This window comes from Streptomyces sp. NPDC006739 (genome assembly GCF_042869815.1).
In the GTDB taxonomy this organism is placed as follows: Bacteria; Actinomycetota; Actinomycetes; order Streptomycetales; family Streptomycetaceae; genus Streptomyces.
This window is the reverse complement of the sequence record NZ_JBIAGM010000005.1, coordinates 443,275-466,907: the sequence shown is the minus strand read 5'-3', so window position 1 is coordinate 466,907 and position 23,633 is coordinate 443,275. Positions and strand designations below refer to the sequence as shown.

Annotated in this window: 23 protein-coding genes; 17 read left to right on the top strand and 6 right to left on the bottom strand. The window is 73.5% G+C overall.

The window, feature by feature from the left end:
• Positions 1-178: 178 nt before the first annotated feature.
• The 6 genes from ACFYMM_RS14455 to ACFYMM_RS14430 all read left to right on the top strand — a co-directional run bounded on the left by ACFYMM_RS14455 (position 179) and on the right by ACFYMM_RS14430 (position 6,010).
• Complete coding sequence (locus ACFYMM_RS14455) at positions 179-1,252, top strand: MerR family transcriptional regulator (RefSeq protein WP_388386216.1); 1,074 nt, start codon at positions 179-181, stop codon at positions 1,250-1,252.
• A gap of 57 nt (positions 1,253-1,309) precedes the next feature.
• Positions 1,310-2,761, top strand: coding sequence for an acyl-CoA synthetase (locus tag ACFYMM_RS14450; RefSeq protein ID WP_388386215.1), 1,452 nt, complete (start codon positions 1,310-1,312; stop codon positions 2,759-2,761).
• Positions 2,754-4,247: a carboxyl transferase domain-containing protein gene (locus tag ACFYMM_RS14445; RefSeq protein WP_388386214.1), complete on the top strand. Its 1,494-nt coding sequence runs from the start codon at positions 2,754-2,756 to the stop codon at positions 4,245-4,247. Before ACFYMM_RS14450 ends, ACFYMM_RS14445 begins: the two co-directional genes overlap by 8 nt.
• On the top strand, positions 4,244-4,624 hold the full coding sequence (locus ACFYMM_RS14440) for a CU044_2847 family protein (RefSeq protein ID WP_388386213.1): 381 nt from the start codon (positions 4,244-4,246) through the stop codon (positions 4,622-4,624). Before ACFYMM_RS14445 ends, ACFYMM_RS14440 begins: the two co-directional genes overlap by 4 nt.
• Before the next feature lie 123 nt (positions 4,625-4,747).
• Entirely contained in the window at positions 4,748-5,785 is a 1,038-nt protein-coding gene (locus ACFYMM_RS14435) for a rod shape-determining protein (protein WP_388386212.1), read from the top strand.
• Between the two features lie 54 nt (positions 5,786-5,839).
• The gene (locus ACFYMM_RS14430; protein ID WP_388386211.1) at positions 5,840-6,010 is read left to right on the top strand and encodes a hypothetical protein; all 171 of its coding nucleotides are present in this window, start codon (positions 5,840-5,842) and stop codon (positions 6,008-6,010) included.
• Here ACFYMM_RS14430 and ACFYMM_RS14425 read toward each other — a convergent pair.
• Both ACFYMM_RS14425 and ACFYMM_RS14420 read right to left on the bottom strand, forming a co-directional pair.
• Positions 5,995-6,948: an anti-sigma factor RsbA family regulatory protein gene (locus ACFYMM_RS14425; RefSeq protein WP_388386210.1), complete on the bottom strand. Its 954-nt coding sequence runs from the start codon at positions 6,946-6,948 to the stop codon at positions 5,995-5,997. The two genes, ACFYMM_RS14430 and ACFYMM_RS14425, sit on opposite strands and share 16 nt — an antisense overlap.
• Positions 6,945-7,283: an STAS domain-containing protein gene (locus ACFYMM_RS14420; RefSeq protein WP_388386209.1), complete on the bottom strand. Its 339-nt coding sequence runs from the start codon at positions 7,281-7,283 to the stop codon at positions 6,945-6,947. Before ACFYMM_RS14420 ends, ACFYMM_RS14425 begins: the two co-directional genes overlap by 4 nt.
• A gap of 213 nt (positions 7,284-7,496) precedes the next feature.
• On the opposite strand from ACFYMM_RS14420, the gene ACFYMM_RS14415 reads away from it, so the two are divergent.
• The 5 genes from ACFYMM_RS14415 (at position 7,497) to ACFYMM_RS14395 (ending at position 12,806) form a co-directional block, all read left to right on the top strand.
• Entirely contained in the window at positions 7,497-8,153 is a 657-nt protein-coding gene (locus ACFYMM_RS14415; RefSeq protein ID WP_388386208.1) for an ANTAR domain-containing response regulator, read from the top strand.
• 87 nt (positions 8,154-8,240) lie between these two features.
• Positions 8,241-9,005 (top strand): Crp/Fnr family transcriptional regulator, encoded by a 765-nt coding sequence (locus ACFYMM_RS14410; RefSeq protein WP_388386207.1) that lies wholly within the window; start codon positions 8,241-8,243, stop codon positions 9,003-9,005.
• Positions 9,006-9,181: 176 nt separating this feature from the next.
• Positions 9,182-10,543, top strand: a complete 1,362-nt coding sequence (locus ACFYMM_RS14405) for a hypothetical protein (RefSeq protein ID WP_388386206.1) — start codon at positions 9,182-9,184, stop codon at positions 10,541-10,543.
• A 29-nt stretch (positions 10,544-10,572) separates the two neighbouring features.
• Positions 10,573-11,874, top strand: a complete 1,302-nt coding sequence (locus ACFYMM_RS14400; RefSeq protein ID WP_388386205.1) for a hypothetical protein — start codon at positions 10,573-10,575, stop codon at positions 11,872-11,874.
• 29 nt (positions 11,875-11,903) lie between these two features.
• On the top strand, positions 11,904-12,806 hold the full coding sequence (locus tag ACFYMM_RS14395) for a hypothetical protein (RefSeq protein WP_388386204.1): 903 nt from the start codon (positions 11,904-11,906) through the stop codon (positions 12,804-12,806).
• Between the two features lie 42 nt (positions 12,807-12,848).
• Here ACFYMM_RS14395 and ACFYMM_RS14390 read toward each other — a convergent pair whose 3' ends face one another.
• Both ACFYMM_RS14390 and ACFYMM_RS14385 read right to left on the bottom strand, forming a co-directional pair.
• Positions 12,849-13,541, bottom strand: coding sequence for a response regulator (locus ACFYMM_RS14390; protein ID WP_388386203.1), 693 nt, complete (start codon positions 13,539-13,541; stop codon positions 12,849-12,851).
• A complete protein-coding gene (locus ACFYMM_RS14385; protein ID WP_388386201.1) occupies positions 13,535-15,229 on the bottom strand; it encodes an ATP-binding protein in 1,695 nt (564 codons plus the stop codon). The genes ACFYMM_RS14390 and ACFYMM_RS14385 overlap by 7 nt, the downstream gene beginning before the upstream one ends.
• 257 nt (positions 15,230-15,486) lie before the next feature.
• Here ACFYMM_RS14385 and ACFYMM_RS14380 point away from each other — a divergent pair, with 257 nt between their 5' ends.
• The 6 genes from ACFYMM_RS14380 to ACFYMM_RS14355 all read left to right on the top strand — a co-directional run bounded on the left by ACFYMM_RS14380 (position 15,487) and on the right by ACFYMM_RS14355 (position 21,994).
• Entirely contained in the window at positions 15,487-16,347 is an 861-nt protein-coding gene (locus tag ACFYMM_RS14380) for an ABC transporter ATP-binding protein (protein ID WP_388386200.1), read from the top strand.
• On the top strand, positions 16,344-17,219 hold the full coding sequence (locus ACFYMM_RS14375; RefSeq protein WP_388386199.1) for an ABC transporter permease: 876 nt from the start codon (positions 16,344-16,346) through the stop codon (positions 17,217-17,219). The genes ACFYMM_RS14380 and ACFYMM_RS14375 overlap by 4 nt, the downstream gene beginning before the upstream one ends.
• Before the next feature lie 92 nt (positions 17,220-17,311).
• A complete protein-coding gene (locus ACFYMM_RS14370) occupies positions 17,312-18,415 on the top strand; it encodes an ABC transporter substrate-binding protein (RefSeq protein ID WP_388386198.1) in 1,104 nt (367 codons plus the stop codon).
• 129 nt (positions 18,416-18,544) lie between these two features.
• Positions 18,545-19,684: a hypothetical protein gene (locus ACFYMM_RS14365; protein ID WP_388386197.1), complete on the top strand. Its 1,140-nt coding sequence runs from the start codon at positions 18,545-18,547 to the stop codon at positions 19,682-19,684.
• Entirely contained in the window at positions 19,677-21,263 is a 1,587-nt protein-coding gene (locus tag ACFYMM_RS14360) for a polyprenyl synthetase family protein (protein WP_388386196.1), read from the top strand. Before ACFYMM_RS14365 ends, ACFYMM_RS14360 begins: the two co-directional genes overlap by 8 nt.
• 185 nt (positions 21,264-21,448) lie before the next feature.
• Complete coding sequence (locus ACFYMM_RS14355; protein ID WP_388386194.1) at positions 21,449-21,994, top strand: hypothetical protein; 546 nt, start codon at positions 21,449-21,451, stop codon at positions 21,992-21,994.
• A 99-nt stretch (positions 21,995-22,093) separates the two neighbouring features.
• Here ACFYMM_RS14355 and ACFYMM_RS14350 read toward each other — a convergent pair whose 3' ends face one another.
• Positions 22,094-23,152, bottom strand: a complete 1,059-nt coding sequence (locus ACFYMM_RS14350) for a M56 family metallopeptidase (protein WP_388386192.1) — start codon at positions 23,150-23,152, stop codon at positions 22,094-22,096.
• The gene (locus ACFYMM_RS14345) at positions 23,115-23,528 is read right to left on the bottom strand and encodes a BlaI/MecI/CopY family transcriptional regulator (protein WP_388386191.1); all 414 of its coding nucleotides are present in this window, start codon (positions 23,526-23,528) and stop codon (positions 23,115-23,117) included. Before ACFYMM_RS14345 ends, ACFYMM_RS14350 begins: the two co-directional genes overlap by 38 nt.
• Positions 23,529-23,633 lie beyond the last annotated feature (105 nt).

The window sequence follows — 23,633 nt, the reverse complement described above, 5'->3', positions numbered from 1 at the left end:
GAGTACATCCAGTACGCGGGCGACGCTCCGCCTTGCGATGCACCGCACCGGACGCCGCGAGCTTCTCGGCAAACCTTTCCGGTCACAGCACTAGCAATCGTCCGGCCGACCCGGACAGGCCGTTGACCTTCACCTTTGGTGAAGCCCCAGCATCGGTGACGGAAGCGAGGAGCGCGAGATGCGTACGGAGATGCTCACCATCGGGGCCTTCGCCAGGGCCTGCCGGCTGTCGCCGAAGGCGCTGCGGCTCTACGACGAGCTGGACCTGCTGCGGCCGGCCCGCGTCGACCCCGACACCGGTTACCGCTACTACGCGGCCGGGCAGCTGGAGCGGGCCCGGCTGGTGGCCTGGCTGCGGCGGCTCGGGATGCCGCTGGCCGGCATCCGGGAGGTGTGCGCCCTGCCGCCCCGGGCCGCCGCGCGGGAGATCCGCGCCCACTGGGCGCGGGTCGAGGCGGAGACGGCCGTACGACGGGATCTCGCCGCGTTCCTCGTCGACCACCTGACCGGGGAATCGAGGAAGGACACCACCATGCTGGAACTGCGGTACTCCGCCCACTCCGACACCGGGCGCGTACGGCCCGCCAACCAGGACACCGCGTACGCGGGCGCGCGGCTGCTCGCCGTGGCCGACGGGTGCGGGCCCGCGGGGGCGCACGCGAGCAGTGCCGCCGTGGAGGCGCTGAAGTTCCTGGAGAACACGGAACCGGCCGCCGGCAGCGTCCTCAATCTGCTGGAGGACGCCGTACAGGGCGCGAGCCAGGCGGTCCGGGACGTGGCGGCGGGCAGCGAGGAGGTCGGCACCACGCTGACCGCGCTGCTGTGGACGGGGTCGCGGCTGGCGCTCGTGCACATCGGGGACTCGCGCGCGTATCTGCTGCGCGAGGGGGGCCTGTTCCGGATCACCCATGACCACACCGTGGTCCAGTCGATGATCGACGAGGGCCGGCTGACCCCGGAGGAGGCGGCCGCCCATCCGCAGCGCGCCCTGCTCCTGAAGGCGCTGGGCGCCGGCACGACCGCCGGCACGACCGCCGCACCGGACCTGAAGCTGCACGACGCGCTCCCCGGCGACCGGTATCTGCTGTGCTCCGACGGTCTGACCGGGGTCGTGGCCGAGGAGCGGATCCAGGGGCTGCTGTCCGCTCCCGCCACCCCCGACGAGGCGGTCCGCGCGCTGGTCGACGAGGCGAACGAGGCCGGCGGCCCGGACAACGTCAGCTGCGTCGTCGCGGACGTGGTGGCGGTCTGAGGAGGAGGCTGGTGTAGGAAGGGTGCTGTCGTCCCCGACAGCAAAGGAGTGCGCCGCGTGTCCTCCCTCTTTCCGGCCCTGACGGGCGGTTCGGGCGAGCAGGTCGCCCTGCGGTTCGGCGAACGGTCGCTCAGCTACGGCGAACTGGCGGCGGCGGCCGGTGCGGTCGCCGCCCGGGTCCGGGACGCGGGCCGGGTCGCCGTGTGGGCGACCCCGCAACTGGAGACCGCGGTCGGCGTGGTGGGCGCGCTGCTCGCCGGGGTGGCCGCGGTGCCGCTGAACCCGAAGTCCGGCGAGAAGGAACTCGCCCACATCCTCTCCGACAGCGCCCCCTCGGCGGTCCTGGCCGCCCCCGGCACCGAACTGCCCGCCACGCTGGGCGACTTGACCCGCATCGATGTCGACGTCGACGCGCGCGGCACCGGCCGGGCCCCCGAGGAGCGCGCCGCCGAGGGCGACGCGGCGCTGGTCGTCTACACGTCCGGCACCACCGGCCCGCCCAAGGGTGCCGTCATCCCGCGCCGGGCCGTCGCCACGACCCTGGACGCGCTCGCCGACGCCTGGCAGTGGACCGGGGACGACGTCCTCGTGCACGGGCTGCCGCTGTTCCATGTGCACGGGCTGGTGCTGGGCATCCTCGGCCCGCTCAGGCGCGGCGGCTCGGTGCGGCACCTCGGACGCTTCGACACCCGGGGTGTGGCACGGGAGTTGAACGCGGGCGCGACCATGGTGTTCGGGGTGCCGACGATGTACCACCGCATCGCCGAGGCGCTGCCCGAGGACCCGGAGCTGGCCGAGGCGCTCGGCCGGGCCCGGCTGCTGGTCTCCGGTTCGGCGGCGCTGCCGGTGCACGACCACGAGCGGATCGCGGCGGCCACCGGGCGCCGGGTGATCGAGCGGTACGGCATGACCGAGACGCTGATGAACACGAGCGTCCGTGCCGACGGCGAGGCCCGCGCGGGCACGGTCGGCGTGCCGTTGCCGGGTGTCGACCTGCGGCTGGTGGAGGAGGACGGCACGGAGGTGGCGGCCCGCGACGGGGAGACCGTCGGCGAGATCCAGGTGCGCGGCCCGAACCTGTTCACCGAGTACCTCAACCGGCCCGACGCCACCGCCGCCGCGTTCACCGCCGACGGCTGGTTCCGCACCGGTGACATGGCGGTGCGCGAGGCCGACGGCTGTGTCCGCATCGTCGGCCGCAAGGCCACCGACCTGATCAAGAGCGGCGGTTACAAGATCGGGGCGGGCGAGATCGAGAACGCGCTGCTGGAGCACCCGGGGGTGCGGGAGGCGGCGGTGACCGGTGAGCCCGACCCGGACCTGGGCGAGCGGATCGTGGCCTGGGTCGTCCCGGCGGACCCCGAGGCCCGCCCGTCCGCCGACGAGTTGGCGGACCATGTGGCCCGCCGTCTCGCCCCGCACAAGCGCCCGCGTGTCGTCCGCTACCTGGACGCGCTGCCCCGCAACGACATGGGGAAGATCATGAAGCGGGCGCTGGGCGATGCCTGAACAACCTGGACGGCCCGGGACGCCCGAGCGGCTGTCGGCCCGGCGGATACTGGACCTGGTCGCCGACGACGCCACCTTCGCCGAACTCCCGCGTCCGGTGCGGGAGTCCGGGCCCGACGGCCCGCTCGCCTGGCCGGGCTACGACGCCTCGCGCGCCCGCGCCGCCGAGCGCACCGGTGAGACCGAGTCCGTGGTGTGCGGCACCGCGAGCGTCGAGGGCACCCGGGCGGTACTGATCGCCTTCGAGTTCGGCTTCCTGGGCGGCTCGCTCGGCGAGCGCACCGGCGACCGGCTGGAGGCCGCGTACGGGTACGCCCGCGCCCACCGCCTCCCCGTCGTCCCCCTGATCGCCACGGGCGGCAGCCGGATGCAGGAGGGCATGCTCGCGCTGACCCAACTCCAGCGGGTGGCCCGGCAGTCGGCGCTCACCCGGGAGGCGGGCCTGCCGCAGATCGCCGTGCTGCGGGACCCCACGACCGGCGGCGGCTGGGCCACCCTGGGCGCCGGCGCCGACGTGATCCTCGCCCTGCCCGGCGCCCAGGTCGGCTTCGCCGGCTCCCGGGTGCGGCCGGCCGACGCCGACCCGGCCGCCTACACGGCCGAGTCCCAGGTGGCCGCGGGCGCGGCCGACGCGGTGGTGTCCGCGGCTCAGCTGCGGGGGGTGCTGGGGTTGTGGCTGAGACTGCTGACGGGCGGGGCGACGAGGGAGGCCGGGGTCTTGCAGGCACCGGCCGCCCCCGGAGTGGTGCGGGGGCCCTCCCCGGACTCCCCCGGGGCGGAACCCGCGCCGGTTCCCGGTGGTCTCGGTGCCGAGGGGCTGCCGGACACCGGGTGGGACGCCGTCCTGCGGGCCCGCTCGGACCGGCGGCCCCGGGCGCGCGCCTACCTGGACGCCTACTTCACCGCCCGGGTGGCGATCAGCGGTGACCGCTGCGGCGGTACCGATCCCGACGGGATGCTGTGCGGCTTCGGCGAGCATCGGGGCCGTACGGTCGCCTACGCCGCGCAGACCGGTGCCGCGACCCGCCCGGCGGGCTACCGCACCGCCGCCCGCCTGGTCCGGCTGGCGGACCGGCTGGGCATCCCGGTGCTGACCCTCGTGGACACACCGGGCGCGGCCAACGACGCCGAGGCGGAGCGGCAGGGCGCGGGCGCGGCGATCGCGGAGCTGTTCGGGGCCGTGGCCGCCGCCCGGACGCCCGTCACCACGCTGGTCATCGGGGAGGGCGGCTCGGGCGGGGCGCTGGCACTGGCCGCGCCCGGCAGCACCTGGGCCACCGCGGACAGTTACTTCTCGGTGATCGCCCCGGAACTGGCGGCGGCCATCCTGAAGCGGCCGCCCGGGCAGGCCGAGGCGACGGCCGGGCACCTGCGCATCCGGCCGCAGGACCTGGTGGAACTGGGGGTGGTCCGGGGCATCGTGAACAATGAGCCGCTGCAGGGGAGTTGGTCCGAGGTCGAGCACGGGGGGCGGGCGGAAGCATGAACAGGCTGGTGGAGTTCACGACCGAGGAGGGCGCCGTCGTCGTCGTGGAGAGCGTGGACGGGCCGTCCGGCTCCCGGCTCGTCTCACGCGACGACAGGCCGCCCGGACAGGCCGGCGGAACGGCCGCGCTGACCGCCCGCACCTTCGAGGGCGCCCTGGACGGGGTGCGCGCGGCGGCCCAGTCCGCGCTGCGGGTCTTCCGGGACGGCACCCTGCGCCCCGACGCCGTGGAGCTGGAGTTCGGCGTGAAGCTGACCGCCGAGGCCGGGGCGGTCATCGCCAAGGGCGCCGCCGAGGGACAACTGGTCGTACGGCTGAGCTGGGCGTCGGAACCACGGTCCGCGCCCGGGGCGAGGCCGCCGGGGAACGCGGGCTGAGCGTTCCCGCCCGCCCGCGGCCCCCCATTCAGCGGCACCCCGCCCGGCCCCCTCCAGAAGGCGCCGACCCCCGCGTCCCGCGCAGGATGCAGAGGTAAAGCCCCGCACTCGGGAGGATCTGCCGTGAACGTCAGCCTGGAGCGGTTGCGACGCTGTCACTTCGCCGTGGACCTGGGAGCGGCGCGCACCCGGGTCTACGTCAAGGGCACGGGTCTCGTCGTCGACCAGCCCTCCGTCGGCGCCGTGAACACGCGGACCGGGGCGCTCATCGCGGTCGGTGAGCTGGCGGAGCGGATGACCGGCCGGACGCCGGGCTACATCCGGGTCGTACGGCCCGTCTCCGGCGGCACGGTGGTCGACATCGAGATGGCCCAGCGCATGCTGCGCCACCTGCTCGGCGACAGGCTCCGCCGCAGTCTGCGCCGCAGGCCCCGGCTGCGCGCGGCGGCCTGCACCCCGCACGACGCGGACCCGCTGGCCCAGCGGGCGACGATCGAGACGCTGGTCGGGCTCGGGGCGCGGCGCGTGGAGCTGGTGGACACCCTCATCGCGGCCGCCGTCGGCTGCGATCTGCCGGTCGAGCAGCCCGAGGCCACCATGATCATGGTGTGTGGTGCGGCGGCCACCCAGGTGGCCGTCCTCTCCCTCGGGTCGATCGTCAACGCGGAGCGGATCCCGGTCGGCGGCGAGGCCGTCGACCACGCGATCGTGCAGCACCTGCGGCACCGGCACAAGCTGATACTGCCCAGCCAGTCGGTACGCCCCCTGCAGGTGGCCCTGTCCGGCAACGGCCTCAGCCCGCAGGGTCCCTCCTCCACCCAGATCCACGGCCGGGACGTCGTCACCGGCCTCCCGCGTTCCGTCGAGGTCGACACGGCCGCCGTGCGCGACGCCATCCAGACCCCGCTGACGGCCGTCCTCGACGGCATCGGCAAGGTGCTGCGGGACTGCCCGCCCGACCTGGTGGCCGACGTCGCCGAGCGCGGGCTCATGATGGTCGGCGGCTCCGCCCTGCTGCCCGGCCTGGACCAGATGCTCCGCCAGGCGACCGGCATCCCCGTGCACATCGCCGAGCGCCCCGACGTGTGCGCCGTCCAGGGCATGGGCGCGATGCTGGAGGGCAGGATCGCGCCCCTGGTCCTGGACCCGCTGGCGGCCTGAGGCGAGCACCGCGACGGCGCTCCCCGGCGGACCCCGCTCTGAGAGGGTGTCCCCATGACCGTCGCGACCAGGATCGGCGTCACCGGCCACCGCAGCCTTCCGGCCGCCGTGCTGCCCGTGGTCCACGCGGGCATGCGGGACCTGCTGGGCGGGGTGGTCCCGGTGCCCGCGCCCGAGCCGGTGGCGCGGCACACGCCGGCACGCCCCGGTCACCGTCCCAGGTAGGCCCGGATGGTCGTGCCGTCCTGCCCGGTGTGCACCCGCACCAGATCCGCCAGCAGGTTCACCAGCAGCAGGCCCCGGCCGCCCCGCTGGTCCCGTTCGGCCGGGCGGCGGCCGGCCAGGGGATCGGTCAGGCGTCCCTTGTCGCGGACCTCGCACAGCACGTGGCCGTCCTCGGCCCACACCCGCAGGGAGCCCGAACCGCCGCCGTGCACCACGCTGTTGGTGGTCAGCTCTGCGGTGATCAGGGCCAGGTCCTCCAGCCGGATGCCGGACAGGCCGAGCCGGGCGCCCTCGTCGGTGGCGAGGTGGCGGGCGGTGGAGAGGGAGTCCGCGTCGAAGGAGAAGGACAGGACGTCGGGGACCGGCGGCGGGAGCGGCTCGTTGTAGCGGGCGACGACGTGCTCGGGGGCGTAGGCGTCGCTGACGTGCTCCGCCACGGCGCCGGCGGGGATGACGGTCGGGTGGGTGGCGTGCGCGTCGGCGAGGACACGGGGGTCGAGGCGGACGGTGTCGTACGGGCACAGGATGGTCGCCTCGCGGCCCTGGAACGCGGCGTTGATCAGCGCCTCGTGCTGGACGCAGGCCGGGTACTCGGCGGTGCTGCGGCCCGCCCAGATCGGTTCGCCGATGATCCGTACGCGCCGGCCCGGCGGCTGGGTGTCGGCGAAGGCCCGCAGCACGCCGGGGATGATGCGACCGGGGTTGCGGCCGGCCTCCCGCATGTCCAGGAACCGTACCGACTCGGCGTCGGCGCCCAGTTCGTCCTGGATGAGCCGCAGGTTCTCGCCGGGCACGGCGACCGCGACGGGCTCGCCGGCGGCGAGTCCGGCCCGGACGAAGGGGACGGTGCCCGCCAGGTACTCGTGGGCGTCGGCGTAGAAGAGCGCCGGATGAACGAAGGGGTCGACGGGGTTGGCGGAGTTGGCGGCCGCGGTCATGACATCGACACCTCGATCGCCGGGAGACCGGGCCACAGCAGGTCCAGTATGCGCGGCAGGGTGGGCGGCGGCCGGAACAGCAGGATCCGCCGGCCGCCGTCGAGGCGCCGGGCGGCGGACACGAGCGCGCCGGCGCCGGCGACGTCGACGAACGTCACCGCGGAGAGCTCCAAGCAGTACACGTCCTCACCCTCACCAACGGCCCTCTCCAGCACGCGTTCCCAGATCCCGCGCGTGGCCAGGCTCACCTCGCCCGCTGCCCGGACCCCCGTCCGTCCGGGCAGCGGGTACACCTCGAGTCGCGGCACTTGCGGCACCGGCTCCGGGACACTCACGCCGTCTCCCAGGTGGTCGGCTGGTCGTTTACACGGACGACCAGTATGCCGGGGTCCCCCACGCCCCACCGCACCCCCTGCCGATCACCCGTCGGATATCCCTTTTTCCCCGCCGGGGGTTGGGTCATTCCCGCCGTGTGTAGGCCGCTGCCGAAGGGGCAGGCGAACGGCGAGTCCGGACCATCGACTGTCGGGTACTTACAGGGCGGGGACATGACCTCAGCGGCACGAGCACCGTTCACCGGGCGGCTGAACTCCCTGGTCATCGATTGCCACGGGGAGGAGGACCGGGCCATGCTCGCCGCCTACGGCGAACTGGTGCACGGCTGTGCGGACACCCTGGCCCGGACCCTGGACGGCCTTCCGGCGGGCGTCGGCCGGATCGAGCTGGACATGACGGACGTGGCCTTCATGGACACGGCGGGGCTGGCGTTCCTGGACCTGCTCGACGAGTACGCCGACCGCCACGGTGTACGGATCACGGTCACGGGCTGGCAGGGCCAGCCCCGCCGCATCCTGGAACTGGCCGGAATCGACGCCGGCGCCGACACCGCCCCCGCCGGCACCGCCTCCGCGGTGGCGCTGGAACGCGCCGAGCAACTGCGCTGCCTGCGGCTGGAGATCGAGCAGCTCCGGCACGCGATCGTCTCGCGCCCGGTGATCGACCAGGCCCGGGGCGTCCTCATGGCCACCCATGGCTGCACCTCCGACCAGGCGTGGGACATCCTGCGGGAGACCTCCCAACTGACCAACACCAAGTTGCGCGCGGTCGCCGAGACGGTCACCGCCAGCGCCGTACCCGACGGCCCGCCGCCGCCCGAGCGACTGCGCACGGCCCTGCGCACGGCGGTGGCCCGCCATACCCGCTGAGCGAGTTGTTCCGTCAATCCGGAGACACGAGAAGATCAAAAATGCACAATAGTACCGATATTCGTGCGCCAAGGCGGGGGGACGCGCATGATACGGTCATACACGGACAACGGGGACGTGAACGACTCCTACGCGATGACGCGTGCCGCGCGGCCCGGCTGGCCGGCCCACAGCTTCCTGTCACGCCTGGAACCGCACCTGCTGGGCGAGTTGAGCCGGGCCGGCGAGCTGATGGAGTTCCACCGGACGCAGCCGCTGGCCGTCGAGGGCGGCACGGAGACCGACGTCTTCCTCCTGCTGTCCTCCTGTGTGAAGGTCACCGGACGGCTGCCTCGCGGCGGTGACGCGCTGCTCGCCGTCCGCGTGGGCGGCGACATCGTCGGCGAACTGGCCGCACTGGACCGCAAACCGCGCTCGGCGACCGTCACCGCGTGCGGGAACACGCCGGTGCGGGCCGTGCGGGTGACCCGGCAGGACTTCGTCGGCATCCTCGCGTCGTCGCCCCCTGCCCTGCTCCAGCTGGGCACGGCCGTGGCCGAGAAGCTGCGCACCTCGACCCGTCGCCGCGTCGACTACGGCGGGGTCGAGCCCCATGTACGGCTCGCGCGCGTGCTCACCGAGATGGCCGACGACCACGGGACGACCGCGTACGGCCGGAGCATCGTCATCGGCGTCGACCTCACCCAGGTGGAGTGGGGGACGCTCATCGGCGTGAGCACCCGGACCGCGGAACGCGCGATCGGCGCGCTGCGCGACCGGAAGCTGATAGGCGAGGGCCGGGGCCGCGTCACGGTGCTGGACATGGAGGGGCTGCGGGCCCTGGCCTATCCCAGGGCCGGCGTCGGCGTCTGACCTCCCCGGCACACCTCGCCACTCACCCCACCCCGCGCCCCGACCGGCCTGCCCGGTCCGCCATTTGACGGGTGCCTCAACGATCCGCCCAGCGCGCGCCAATACTGCTCTCACCCATTGGTGAGTCGCGCCCCGCCACGGCCGAAGGCGCGCACGTGAACTCCCGGGAGAGCCACGTGACCATTCCCTCCGACAGCTTTTCGCAGTCGCGATTCCACTCCCTCGACGACATCCGTGGCTACGGCCAGGCCTATTTCGACGACGAGCAGGCCTACATCCTGCACACGATGGAACCGGTCAGGGAGCGCTCCGCGCTGCACGCCGGTCTCGACTACCCCGGCGCGCTCCACCGGTCCACGGGTGACGGACAGCAGTCGGTCTGGCCGCGCGACACCCCGCCGCGCGCCATGCTGTCCACCTACCCGTCGACGCTGCACGAGGAGCTGCTCGCGGTCAACGGCACCCGCACCGCCGAGGCGCGGATCCAGCTGCGGCTGGCCGTCGTCGACGGGTATTCGGAGGCCGTCGGGAACGCCCGGGCCGGGACCGCGCCCGTCCTGCTCGCCCGGCTGGTGGACTCCGAGGCGTGCCGCAGGGCGCTGACCGTGCTGCCCGAGGCGTGTGTCTCACTCATCACCGACGAGGACACCTACCGCAGGATCGTCGCCAGACGGCTCGCGGGCGACCCGGGCCGGTTCATCGAGGTGGTGGTGGACGCTCCCGCCAAGGCGTTCCGCGCCGGCGCCTGGCTCACCGTGCCGGGAGCCCTTCCGGCGGACCTGGAGAAGCTCCGCGTCGACCTGGAGGCGGCGGGGCTGACCCCGGCGTCGGCGGCTCCCTTGACGCCCGGTGCCACGCGGACGCCCAGAGCCACGCGGGCGCCGGGTACCCCCAGTGCGCCCGGTGCACCGAGGGCGCCCCGGGTGCCGGCCGCGGAACCGGACGCCTCCCGGGCGTCCGGCGCCCCGGACGAACCGGACGACCCGGACGACTCCGGCGACTCGGGCGGCTCCGACGGCTCGGGTGACGGGCCCGGGCCCAGGCGCCGGCGCTTCTCCGTGACGATCACCGTCGCCCTGATCGGCGGAGTCTGCGGGATCCTCGCCGCCGTGCTGCCCCCGTTGTTGCAGAACGGCGACGACGGCGGCGGCCCGGCCACCAGCAGCCCGCCCACCAGCGCCACCGACGGCCCGACCGCCGACCCGACCACCAGCCCGACCGCGACGCCGACCACCACGACCGGCCCTGGCCGCACCACCGTCGAGATCGCCGACAACCACAACGGCGTGCCCGTCTTCGCCAACCCCCGCGGCGCCACCGCCGCGAAGGAGAGCATCCCGTTCAACACGTCCGTGCCGGTGTCCTGCTGGACGGCCGACGCCTCCGGCATGGCGTCGGTCAACGCGTTCTACCTGATCGGCGGCGGCGCCTGGAAGGGCCTGTACGCCCCGGCGAACACCTTCGCGAACGGGGATCCGGTCGGCGAACAGGGCGGCAGCCACGACATCGACCCGAAGGTCCCCCGGTGCGCTTCATGAACCTCACGAACCGGAAGGAGTCGAGCGGCATGCGTCGACGCCGTACGACAGTGATCACCGCGGCACTCGTCGTGCTCGGCGCGGCCGGTGCCGTCGCCTCGCAGCTGCATGTGGCGGACGCGGCGAGCACCACGCTGCCCGGCGGTCAGGTGCTGGCGGCCGGCGAGTCGCTGCTGTCGGCGGACGGCGACTACGAGCTGCGCATGGGCACGGACGGCGACCTGGTGGAGAACTCCCTGTTCGGGGTCTCACCGATCTACCAGGAGGTGAACGACCGCTACGGCAACGCGTACTTCGGCGGCGGCAACGCGGCCGGCGGCATCCTGGTGGGCGAGCACGTGGAGCCGATCTGGAGCAGCGGCACCGGCGGGCATCCGGGCGCGCGAGCGGTCATGCAGAACGACGGCAATCTCGTGGTCTACGCGCCCGACGGGCACCCGCTGTGGGCCAGCGGCACCGCCGGGCACCCCGGAGCCCGCATCGTGGTGCAGTCCGACGCCAACGCCGTCGTCTACGGCGCCGACCACCGCGCCCTGTGGTCGACCGGCCGGGTCAGCACGACGGACTCCGGCGACAGCGGGCCGACGAACGTACGCAACTGTCCGACCGTGGGCGGCGGTCCGCGGTGCGGTATCAGGGCGTACGTGCCCAACGGCACCGGTGTGACGATGAAGTGCTGGACGACGAGCGAGCCGCCCGCGTACGCCCACGTCCCCAGCGACAAGTGGTTCTACGTCCAGGTCCACGACCCGCGCGGCGACTACTACGGCTTCGTCGACGCGCCGTACGTCGCCGGGCAGATCGCCACCCCGCGCTGCGTCGACCCGCCCGGCCTGGGCGGCAGCGTGCCGCCCGCGCCGACCGTGAGCACCGGAACGACACCGCCCGGCAGTCCGCCGCCGCCCGCCACCACGAGCGCGCCGCCGCCCCCGCCGTCACCCACGGCCACGGCTCCCACCACCTCGGCGGCCCCTTCCGTGTCGGACCCGCCGGTGTCCAGGCCGCCCGTGTCGGATCCGGCCACGCGGCCGCCCGGAGGTTCCGGCGGCCGGCAGGAGCAGTCCGGCTCGCACGGCTCGCCGACGTTCACGGATCCGTACAACGCGTCCGGCGAGGGCCCCCGGGTCCCGGCGATGAGCACGGTGACGGTCGCCTGCCGCGTCTACGCGCCGCAGATCGCCAGCGCCAACCCGGACGGCTGGTGGTACCGCATCGCGTCGAGCCCGTGGAGCGGCACCTACTACGCGGTGGCCAACACCTTCTGGAACGGCGACACGCCCGGGAAGACGCCGTACACGCACAACACGGACTGGTCGGTCCCCGTCTGCTGAGACCGGCCGTCGGGGAAGGGGGGAGCTTCATGGACCGGAACTTCACGAACGGGAACTTCGTGGACGAGGAGGACGGGCGCGGAGAGTCGTACGAGCTGCCCCCGGTGGCACTCACCCGCCGACCGGGCACCGCACGGCCCCGGAGGGCGTTCCGGCGCGGCCTCCCGGACCGGCGCGGCCGGCGTGTCCTGGTGGCCGTCGGGGCGGTGCTGGTGTCGCTGGGCGCCGCGCTGTCGCTGACGTGGTTCCTGACCCAGCCGGAGCACCGGCCCACCGCGCTGGTGCTGCCCGGCCCCGGCCGGAGCACCGCGACACCGACCCGGACGCACACCGGAACCCGGGCACCGACGGCCACGGACACCGGCCCTCGGGCGCGGAACACCTCCAGCGCGTCCGCCTCGTCCACCGGGTCGCCGTCGGGCACCCCCACGTCGACCGCCTCGACGACCGCGTCGACGGCCGCTGCCCGGCCGCCGTCCGGCCCGGCCCGTGCCACCGGCCCCGGTGCCGGCCCCGGGCCGGGACCGTCCGGCACCACGGGCGGCGGCCGGACGACCGGGCCGCGCCACGGCGGAACCGGCACGTCACCGACGCCGGGCGGGAGCGGGAGCGGCACCTCCGCCCCGCCGCGCCGCACCGGGCGGGCCGAGACGGAGGGCAACCGCCATGGCGCCGACACCTTCGCCAACCACACCTCGGCGTCCGGCGCGGGCCCGCACCTCGGCTACCTCGTCACGGTGACGGTCACCTGCAAGGTGTACGACCCGGCCATCGGCTCGGCGAGCCCCGGCGGCTACTGGTACCTCATCGCCAGTCCCCCGTGGTCCGGCGGCTACTTCGCGGTCGCCAACACCTTCCTCAACGGCGACCCCGTCTCCGGCCCGTACACCCATGACGTCGACACGTCCGTGCCCGACTGCCCGGCGTCGTAGGGCCGGCCGCGCGAGGGGCCCTCGGACGACGAGCCCCCGGGCTCAGTGGGCGATCCGGTAGAGGTGCTCGGGGCGGCCCGCGGCGCCGTAGCGGAGTTCGAGGCGGACCATGCCCTCCTTGACGAGGTAGGAGAGGTAGCGCTGGGCGGTGGCGCGGGAGACGCCGGTGCGTTCGGCGGCCTCCGCGGCCGACAGGGCGTCGGGCGCGGTGCGCAGGGTCTGGTGCAGCAGGGCGAGGGTCGGCGCGGAGTGCCCCTTGGCCGGGATGCGCGGTACGGCGGGCGGCCGGGCGGCGCTGAACAGGGCGTCCACGTCGGCCTGCTCGGTCTCGGGCACCGAGCCGAGGGCGTCCATGCGGTGCTGGAGCTCACGGTAGGCGGTCAGCCGCTCGGCCAGGTCGGCGGAGCCGAAGGGCTTGACGATGTAACCCACCGCCCCGAGTTTCATCGCGGTCCGCACGGAGGTGATGTCCCGGTCCGCGGTGATCATGATGGCGTCGGGGCGGTCGCCGCCCGCGTCACCGCTGAGCCGGCGCAGCACGTCGAGGCCGCTGCCGTCGGGGAGGAAGACGTCGAGCAGCAGCAGGTCCGGGTGGAGCCTGGGCACCGCCTCCAGCGCCTCGGCCACGGTCGACGCCCGGCCGACCACCTCGTAGCCCTCCACCCGGGACACGTAGTCGCAGTGGATGTGACTCACCCGGAAGTCGTCGTCCACCACCAGGGTACGGATCACCATCGATCGCCTCCCTCGCCTGCGTCGCCCGCGCCGGCCGGTACCGGCAGGGCCGTCGTGAACAGGGCGCCCGCCGGTGCCGGCGCGTGGTCCGGCAGCGGCAGCAGCACGGTGAACACCGCGCCCGGGCCCTCGCTGACCGTGATCGTGCCGCCGTGCCGCTGCACCAGCCGGTGCACGAGGGCCAGCCCCAGCCCGCGCCGCGCCGTGCCCCGGTCCGGCCTGGTCGAGAAGCCGTCCTCGAAGATCGACTCGCTGGCGCCCGGCGGAATGCCCGGACCGCTGTCCGCCACCCGCACCATCACCTGGTCGACGGCCTCGACCAGCGACAGCCGCACCTCGGGACCGCCCGGCCGGGCCGGTCCGGTCATGGCCGCGTCGATCGCGTTGTCCAGCAGGTTGCCGACGATGGTCAGCAGCCGGCGCAGATGCTGCGGGTCCGCGCCGACGGCGGAGTCGTCGCTGAGGACGATCCGCACCCCGCGCTCCGCGGCCACCGTGGTCTTGGCCACGATCAGCCCCACGAGCAGCGGATTCCCGATCCGTTCGCGTACGGACTCGGTGAGCGCCTGCTCGGCGCCGGCCGACTCGACGGCGAACTCGTACGCGGCGTCGTGGTCGCCGATGTCCAGCAGCCCGGCCATCGTGTGCATACGGTTGGTGAACTCGTGCTGCTGGGCGCGCAGCGCGTCGGTCAGGCCGCGCACCGAGTCCAGTTCGCGCAGCAGCCCGATCAGCTCGGTGCGATCGCGCACGGTGACGACGGCGCCCAGTTCGCGGCCGTGCAGCTGCACCGGCATCCGGTTGACGACCAGGCAGTGGTCGTCGGTGAGCACGCTGAGGTCGGGGCCGGTCAGGGTGCCGTCCAGGGCGCGGCGCAGCCGTCCGTCCGGCAGCACCTCCTCCAGTCGCCTGCCGAGCGCCGTGCCGAGACCGAGCAGGTTGCGGGCCTCGTCGTTGACGACGGTGATCCGGCCGTCGGGGTCGAAGGCGATGACGCCCTCCCGGATGCCGTGCAGCATCGCCTCACGGTCCTGCAGCAGTCCGGCGATCTCCTCCAGCTCCAGGCCGAACGTCGTCCGCTTGAGCCGGCCGGCCAGCAGGAAGGCCGCCGCCGAACCGAGCACGAAGGCGATCGCCGTATACAGCCCGAAGGTGGGCAGCTCGCGCCACAGCTCGCCCAGCACGTAGTGCTCGGGAATGCCCGCTGACACCTCGCCGACCAGGGCCCCGCTGGGCCCCTTCAGCGGGGCCTTGCCGTTGGCGGACCTGCCGGTGGCGCCCTGGTCGGTGCCGACGTGCGGCTTCCCGTCGAGCACCGCGAGCGGTTCGTCCACGGGCCGGCCGATCAGTGCCCGGGTGGGGTGCGAGTGGCGGACGCCGTGCAGGTCGATCACCACGACGTAGGACGCGCCCGACGCCTTGCGGATCCGTTCGGCGACGGTCTGCACCACGTCGCCGCCACCCCCGTACTCCATGGCCCGCTTGATCTGCGGGTCGGCGGCCGTGGTCTTCGCGATGGCCAGCGCCCGCTGCTCGTAGGCACGGTCGATCTCCCCGCGCTGCGCGACCGCGAACAGCATGAAGCCGATCGCGCCGGTGAGCGCGAGGATGACCAGCTGGTTGGCCAGGATCCGCGCGGAGAGCCTCCCCTTCCCGCCGCGGCCGATCCGGAAACGGATGGGTATCAAGGTCTCTCTTCGCCCTGTCCGGATACCGGGCGCGGCCCCTGCGCCGTACCCGTGGTGGCGTGATTGTGCCCCACCACGGACATTCTGCCCACCCCTCGGTCCGCTTGGCAGAACGAGCAGAACCCCGATTAAGGCGAGCAGAAACCCGCTTAACGCCACTAACACGAGATACGGCTGAAACAGCGACGTCACACTCGGGGACCTCTAGCGTCTGCCATCACCTCGAACTGCGAGGTGAGAAGGGAGACGACCCCAAGATGGCTTCGCGAAACGACATCGCGCCGAGCCCGGTCGCCGAGACAGCCGGCCAGGACAGCGCACGAGTCGAGATCTCCGGGCTCACGAAACGGTTTCTGACTCCTGCGGGAGAGGTGTTCACCGCGCTGCAGGACGTGTCGTTCACCGTGGAGCCCGGCCAGTTCTGTGCGGTGGTCGGCCCCACCGGCTGTGGCAAGTCGACGACGCTGAGCATGGTGTCCGGGCTCGACCGGCCCAGCGAGGGCTCGGTCAAGGTCGGCGGCCGTGAGGTGGACGGCGTCGTCGACGGCGTCAGCTTCATGTTCCAGGCCGACGCCCTGCTGCCGTGGAAGACCGTCCTCGGCAACGTACTGATGGGGCCCGTCTTCCGCGGTGTCCCCAAGCAGAAGGCGCAGGCCTCGGCGCGCGACTGGCTGCGCCGGGTGGGCCTGTCCGGCTTCGAGGACCGCTACCCGCACCAGCTCTCCGGCGGTATGCGCAAGCGGGTCGCCATGGCCGCGGCCCTGATCAACGAACCCAAGATCCTGATCATGGACGAGCCGTTCGGCGCCCTGGACGTGCAGACCAAGGCGATCATGTCGACCGAGCTGCTCGGCCTGTGGGAGCAGATCCGGCCGTCGGTCATCTTCATCACCCACGACCTCGACGAGGCCGTGGCGCTCGCCGACCGGGTCGTCGTCATGACGTCCAGCCCCGGGTCGGTCAAGGCGGTCTTCGACATCGATCTGCCGCGCCCGCGCGGTTCGGTCCAGGAGATCCGCTTCCAGCCCCGCTTCATCGAACTTCAGCACCAGATCTGGGACTCGCTGCGCGAGGAGGTGGAGCGCGCCTACGCACGCACCGCAGGAGGTAAGGCATGAGCACGACGACCGTTTCCACCGCTCCGGTCACGGGCGGCGGACAGACCTCGGCCGCGGCCGCGGCCAAACGCAAGGTCCGCAAGCGCGTCGCACTGGTGTGGGCCGGCCGCGTCGGTCTCGCGGCCATCGTCATCGGCGGCTGGCAGGCGTTCACCGCCTGGGGGATCGTCGACAAGTTCTTCTTCGGGCAGCCGACCGGCATCGCCAAGCGGCTGGTCGAGCTGTTCCAGCACGGCACCGAGACCGGCTCCTTCTACTCGAACATCTGGACGACGCTGCAGGAAGCGCTCATCGGTTTCGCCCTCGGCACCGTCGCCGGAGTGATCTTCGGTGTCGCGCTGGGCCAGAGCCGCTTCCTCTCCGAGGTACTCGGCCCCTACATCAAGATCGTGAACGCGATCCCGCGTATCGTCCTCGGTTCGATCTTCATCGTCGCGTTCGGCATCGGCACCCTGCCGAAGGTCCTTCTCGCCGCGGTGCTGGTCTTCTTCATCGTCTTCTTCAACGCCTTCCAGGGCGTCCGTGAGGTCGACCGCAACATCCTCGCCAACGCCAAGGTGCTCGGCGCCTCGCAGCTGCAGATCATCCGGCACGTGACCGTGCCGTCCGCGCTCACCTGGATCATCGCCAGCCTGCACAGCGCCTTCGGCTTCGCCATCGTCGGTGCGCTGGTCGGCGAGGTGCTCGGTGCGCAGAGCGGCCTCGGCCTGGTCATCAAGACCGCGCAGGACCAGTTCGACCCCAACGGCGTGTTCGCGACGATGCTCGTCATCGCGGTCATCGTGCTCGGCGCCGAGTGGCTGATCGGCAAGCTCGAACACCGGCTGCTCTCCTGGCGTCCGCCGGCCCCGACCGAGGCCAACAGCCTCTGATCCGGCCACCCCGTCCCCACCCCTCCCCGTCCCCACCCCGCCCCCTTCTGTTCCTCCCCGGGTTCCACCTCAGCAAAGGAATGTGGCAAGTCATGTCCAGACGACCCGTCGCCGTCGCCGCGTCTCTCCTCACCGTTCTCGCCCTGGGTGCCGTCAGCGCCTGCTCCAGCAACTCCGGCAGCTCCAGCACCTCCGCCGGCAGCGGTGGCTCGGGCTCCGTCCCGACCGTCAAGCTCATGGTCGGCGGCATCGACAAGCAGATCTACCTGCCGTACCAGCTCGCCCAGCAGCTCGGCTTCTACAAGAAGTACGGCGTCAACGTCGAGCTGAGCACCGAGCAGAACGGCGGTATCGGCGCCGAGGAAGCCATGGCCTCGGGTCAGGTGGACATGGCAGGCGCCTGGTACGAACACACCATCGAATTCCAGGTGAAGGGGAAGGCGGTCGAGGACATCGTCCAGCTGTCCGGTGCGCCGGGCGAGCGGGAGATGTGCACCAAGAACAGCGGCGTGCACTCGGGCGCCGACTTCAAGGGCAAGACGTTCGGCGTCACCGACATCGGTTCGGGCACCGACACCCTCACCCAGTTCATGGCCGCGCAGAAGGGCGTCAAGGCCGGCCAGTTCCACCGGATCGGCGTGGGCGCGGGCGCCACCGCCGTCGCCGCGCTGCAGAACGGCAAGACGGACTGCGTCATGACGACACAGCCGACCGTCGCCGCGATGGAGAAGAAGGGCGTCGGCTCCTCCGCCATCAACCTGGCCAGCACCGACGGCGCGAAGGCGGCCCTGGGCGGCGCCTGGCCGGCCGCGTCCGTCATCGCCCAGACCAGCTGGGTCAACTCGCACAAGGACGCGGCGCAGAAGGTCGTCGACGCGCTCGTCGCCACCATGCACTGGATCAACACGCACAGCGCGGCCGACATCGCGAACAAGCTGCCGGCGTCGTACGTGTCGAACCAGCTGGTGACCAAGGCCGACTACATCTCGGCGCTGACCCAGGACAAGGGCCAGTTCCTCCCGGACGGCATCATGCCGGCCGGTGGTCCGAAGACCGTTCTGGCGACCGAGGAACTGGTCGGGCAGGCGACCTCGAAGGTGAACCTCGGCACGACGTTCACCAACGAATTCGCCCTCAAGGCCAACAAGGACGAGGGCTTCAAGGTCACGACGACCCCGGCCGGGCCGACCGGCTGACCTGCCGCCACGCACGGGGCCGCCCGGACGCACCGCGTCCGGGCGGCCCCGCGTCGTTCACCCCGGACCGCGTCCCGCACTTCGGTCACCCTGAGTGTCGAGTCGCTTCACTCCGTTACCATCCGGGGTGTGTCGACGACGCCCACGCTCCGGCCGGGCACCGATTTCGGTGTGTCCGGGCCCTTTCCGCTCGCTCCGCTGAGTCATCCGCTGGACCGCAGATGGCTCCATTACGCCTTCCTGTCGCGGCAGGGCGGCCAGGCGGTCATCGCGAACCTCTCGGTGCTCGGGGCGTCCAGGGGCGTCGCGTTCGGTGAGCCGGGGGCGGCCGGGGAGGGCGGAGCGGAGAGCCGTACCGGCCCGCGACCGCAGCGCACGGCGATCCTGCTCGTCCACCAGGAGGGCCGGGGCTGGTCGTCGAGCCGGTTCGACGCGGAGCAGCCGGCCGCCCCCTGGTCGGCGTTCCGGCTACCGCGCCCGCGTCCGCAGGGCGGCACCGGGCCGCCGGACGGGTTCCGGGTCGCCGGCCGTGGCGTCGGCCCGCTGGCCGACCTGCGGCTGCGCCGCACCGGCAGGCCGTCCGTCTCCCAGTGCGCGTCCTTCGGCGACGGCGAGCACCTGCGCCGGCAGTGCGAACCGGGCGTCCTCGCGACCGGCACCGTCCGGTGGTCGCGCGAGGACACGGACGGCACCGGCGCCGGACGGCCGACCGAGCTGATCGGCTGTCACGAACGGGTGCGCGGGCGGTGGAGCTGGCCCGCGCTGGGCGGCTGGGTGTCCGGCTTCGCGCACGACCCGGCGGGCGACCCCTGCGGACCGCCGCCGTCCGCCGTGGTCTTCACCCTCGTCCAGCCGTCCCGCACGGGCCGCGCCGCCGACGCGGCGAACGGCTCGGTCATGCTGTGGCGGGACGGCCGGCCCGTACGCCACTTCCCGCGTCGCGGCCTGCGCGTCACCGTGCGGGACACCCTGCCCAGGGACCGGGTCACCCTGGTCCCGCCGCTCGCGGGGCTGCTGGGCGCGGCCCCGGCCGCCGCCGTTCCCCGACGGCTGCTCGTCACGGCGCGGATGGGCGAGGACCGGCTCGTCATCGACTTCCTCGCCCGCACGGCGGCCCGGGTCGCCGGTCCGTCGGAGACGGGCGTCAACCCGTTCAGCGTGCACGAGACCCTCGGTGAGTACGTGGTGGAGGCCCGGGTCTCGGGACGGCGTACGTCCTTTTGCGCCATGGGTCTCGTGGAGTTCGCCGGTGGTGCGGGCGATGGCTGAGCGGCCCGTGCCCCGTAGCGGGGCGGCCCTGTTGACGGCCACCGTCGACGAACTGGCGCGGCGGGCGCCGGCGATCGTCGCGGCGGCGGCCGAACAGCTGCGCGGCATCCGGCTCGGGCTCGGCTTCCACGACGGCAGCCGGGTCCTGCTCTCGGCCCGGCACAGCCGCCTGGTCGTCGAACGGCCCACCGGCGGCGCCCAGTTGCCCGGCCCCGATGTCGAGGTCGTCTTCGACGACCGGGCCATGAACCTCCTGTTCGACCTGGAGCACCGCCCGGCGGACCAGCCCCTGCCGGACGGTCTGGACGCCCGCGGCCCCAGGGAGCAGGTGCTGGCGGTCTGGCGGGCGTTCAGCCTGCTCGCCCGGCGCGCCGCCGGACTGCGCTCGGTCCAGGAGCTGTGGCGGTCCTACCGGGACGAGGTGCCCTTCGCGGGGCGCCCGAGGGAGGACGGCAGGGAGCCCGAGCTGGTCGGCGGGACGGTGGTGACCCGGCCGCGCGTGCTGTGGGACGGCCGCGGCGGGTCGCCCTGGTGGCAGGAGTCGCCGGTGCACGACGCCGACCTGCTGGAGACGATGGCGGCCTGCCGCGCCCGCACCGGCGAGGTGATGGCGTCCCTCGTCCCGGACCGTGAGCCGAGGGCCGAGCTGTACGACCTGATGCGGCAGTATCCGTCCCGGCAGGGCAAGGGGCTGCGGCCGACGCTCGCCATCGCCGCCTGCACCGCCCTCGGCGGACGGCCGGAGGACGCCGTACGCGCCGCCGCCGCGCTGGAACTGTTCCACAACGGCTTCCTCGTGCACGACGACATCGCCGACGAGTCCACCCACCGGCGGGGTCTGCCCACCCTGCACGAGCAGCACGGCGTCGGGCTCGCCCTCAACTGCGGTGACGGGCTCAACCTGCTCGCGCTCGACGCCCTCCTGTCCAACCTGGAGACGCTCGGTCTCGCCCGCACCCTGGCCCTGGTGCACGAGGCGGTCCACATGTGCCGGGAGTCCGTCGAGGGCCAGGCCGTGGAACTCGGCTGGATCAGCCGGAACGTGGTGCCGGAGCGCGACGAGGCGTACTTCACCATGAGCACCAAGAAGACGGGCTGGTACACCTGCATCACCCCGTGCCGGGTCGGCGCGGTGTGCGCGGGCGTGACCGACCCCGCGCTCCTCGGCCGCTTCGACGAGGCGTTCCGGTTGATCGGCATCGCCTTCCAGATCCGTGACGACCTCCTCAACCTGGTCGGCCAGGAGGAGCTGTACGGCAAGGAGCTCCTGGGCGACCTGCTGGAAGGCAAGCGCACCGTGATGCTGATCCACCTCTTCCGCACCATGTCCGCCGTCGAACTCCCCGGCATCCGGCAGATCCTGAAGCGCCCCCGGTCCGAGAGGACGCTGGGCGACGCGGAGGAGGTCCTCGCCGCCATGCGCCGCCACGGCTCCCTCGACCACGCCGCCGGCCTCGCCGACCGGCTGGCCGACGAGGGCATCGCCCGCTTCGAGAGCGACCTCGACGTGATCCCCGAGAACGAGGGCAAGGCCGTGCTCCGCCAGATCGCCCACTACGTCACCACGAGGCCCCGATGACGACCGAGACCCCTGAAACGCCCGAGTCCTCCGGGTCCGCCGAATCGCCCGAGACTGCGGAGACGCCGGAGGTACCGGAGGCAGCGGAGCCCTCGGCGACATCGGCGACATCAGACACTTCGGAGAAATCCGATGCTTGCGACGCGCCGGAGACGTCGGCGACCGCGGAGAGCGAGGACGCGGCGGTGCTCGACCTCGTCCGCCGGTCCAACGCCCGCACGCGCGCGGTCCTGTGCACCCTGGCCCGGCTCGGAGTCGCGATGCGCCACGAGGAGCCCGAGCGGGCTGCGCGGCTGCTCGAGGCGCTCGGGGTGTGGCCGGTGTACAAGGGCGGACAGTTCCTGTTCGACCTGCTGGAATGGGAGGACTTCCTGCTCGACGGCACCCCTCCCCCGCCGGTCGGGGCCGAGGACCTCGCGGCCGCGCTGCGCCTGCCGCTGCGGCTGCTGTCGGAGGCCGTCGACACCGCGCCGGCCGTGCTGCGGGGGGTGCCGACGCAGCGCACGGCAGCCGCCTTCGACCTGCCCCTGCGCTTCCTCACCGCCACGGCCAAGGCGGCGCTGGACGGCATCGCGGGCGATCTGGGAAGCATGACCGCTCCCGCCTCCGGCCCGTCCGACGAGCCGGAGCGGGAACTGCCGCCGCTGGAGGCCGGGTTCCACCTCTACCAGGACATCGTCCTCGGCACGGTCGCGACCGCCGGCCCCCTGCTCGACGGCCCTACGGGGTAGGCAGCGGGCGTCGCCGACCGGCGCGACCGGTCCGCCGGGCCAGGGCCGGCGGTATGGGCTGCGAGCGGTGCGTGGTGCGCCGTACGCCGGGACCGGCCGCTACCTGCTGTGCCTGCCGTGGGGGGCGTCTTCCCGGTGGTGGCAGCAGGCGTCCGGCCTCGGGGTCGGGTGCCCCGTCCACGTCACGCCCGTCGCCCCGGCGTCCGCGGCGCACTGGGCCCGCTCCGCGCCCTCGACCAGGTTCTCGCTGTCCGACGCGGCGTTGGCGAGGCAGCCGCAGCACAAGGTGAGCAGGAGGGCGCCCGCCACGAAGGGCAGGGTGCGGCGCGGCGGGGGCGGGGCCAGCAGGGCCCGCACCCGCTGGGGCACCGCCCCGCCGGTCGCGGCCAGGGCGGCGGGGCGGGCGGCGTCGGCGGTGGCGAGAGCCGCCCGGCCGACGGCGCGGGCGACGACCGTACGGCTGCCGACGTGCACCGCGGCCTCCTCGTCGGCCCACCGCTCCAGTACGAACCCGCCCGCCGCGGCCAGCGGTCGCAGCAGCGGGTTGACGGCCGCCGCCAGCCGCCACACGGTCTGGAAGAGGTGGTGGCGGTCGCGCAGATGGGCCCGTTCGTGCGCCAGGAGTGCCTCGCGCTCGGCGTCACCGAGGCAGCGCAGCATCCCCCGGGACACCACGATCCGTCCGGGCGCACCGGGCAGCGCGAACGCGTGCGGCGCCTCGTCGTCGAGCACCGCGAGTTCGGTGTCTCCGGGCATACGTCCGCACTCCCGGCGCGCCCACAGCAGATGGCGGACCTGCCGTGCGGCCGCCACGGCCAGCGACACGAGCCCCGCCGCCAGGGTCACGGCGCTGACGGCGGCGACGGCCAGGGAGACCGGGTCCTGGGTGCGCAGCGTGTCCACCGACCAGTGGGCCTCCCGCGCGACCGGGGGGAGTTGCGCGAAGCCGTTGAACGCCAGCAGGGCCAGGGAGCCGAGCCAGCCGGTCGCCGTCACGAGCGCGGCGCACGCCAGCGACCAGGCCGCCGGCCGGGGGGCCGGCCGTCGGGCCGCCCACGGGGCGAGCACCGCGAGGACCACGGTGACCAGGAGCGGGACGTAGACGCTGAACCTCACCCCCTCACCGCCCGTCGTCGCCGCGTCCGGCGTCGTGCTCACCGAGCAGGCGGTGCAGCAACTGCTCGTCCTCCTGGGACAGTTCGGACACGAAGCGGGTGAGCACCGCTTCCCGGTCCGAGCCGCGCTCCAGCAGGCTGTGCATCCGTACGGCGGTGTCGGACGCCTCGTCCCGGACGGGCGCGTAGGCGTATCCGCGGCCCGCCGGATGCCGTACCAGCCTGCCCTTGTCGTGCAGGCGCGTCAGGATCGTCAGCACCGTCGTGTAGGCGAGGTCGCCGGGCAGCCGCTCCAGGACCTGACGTGCGGTCAGGGGCTCGTCCGCGCCCCACAGGGCGGCGAGGACGCCGCTCTCCAGCTCACCGCGCGCCCTCCTGCCGGACGCCTCGCCACTCTCGCCGCTCTTCCGGTCGCGCACCGTGCACCGCCTTCCCGCTCGGCGCCCCAGCCTACCGGGCGGGCTACTACGGCTTGTAGGAAGCCGGACCGGGACCCGCCGACGGACCTACTACATCTCGTACGA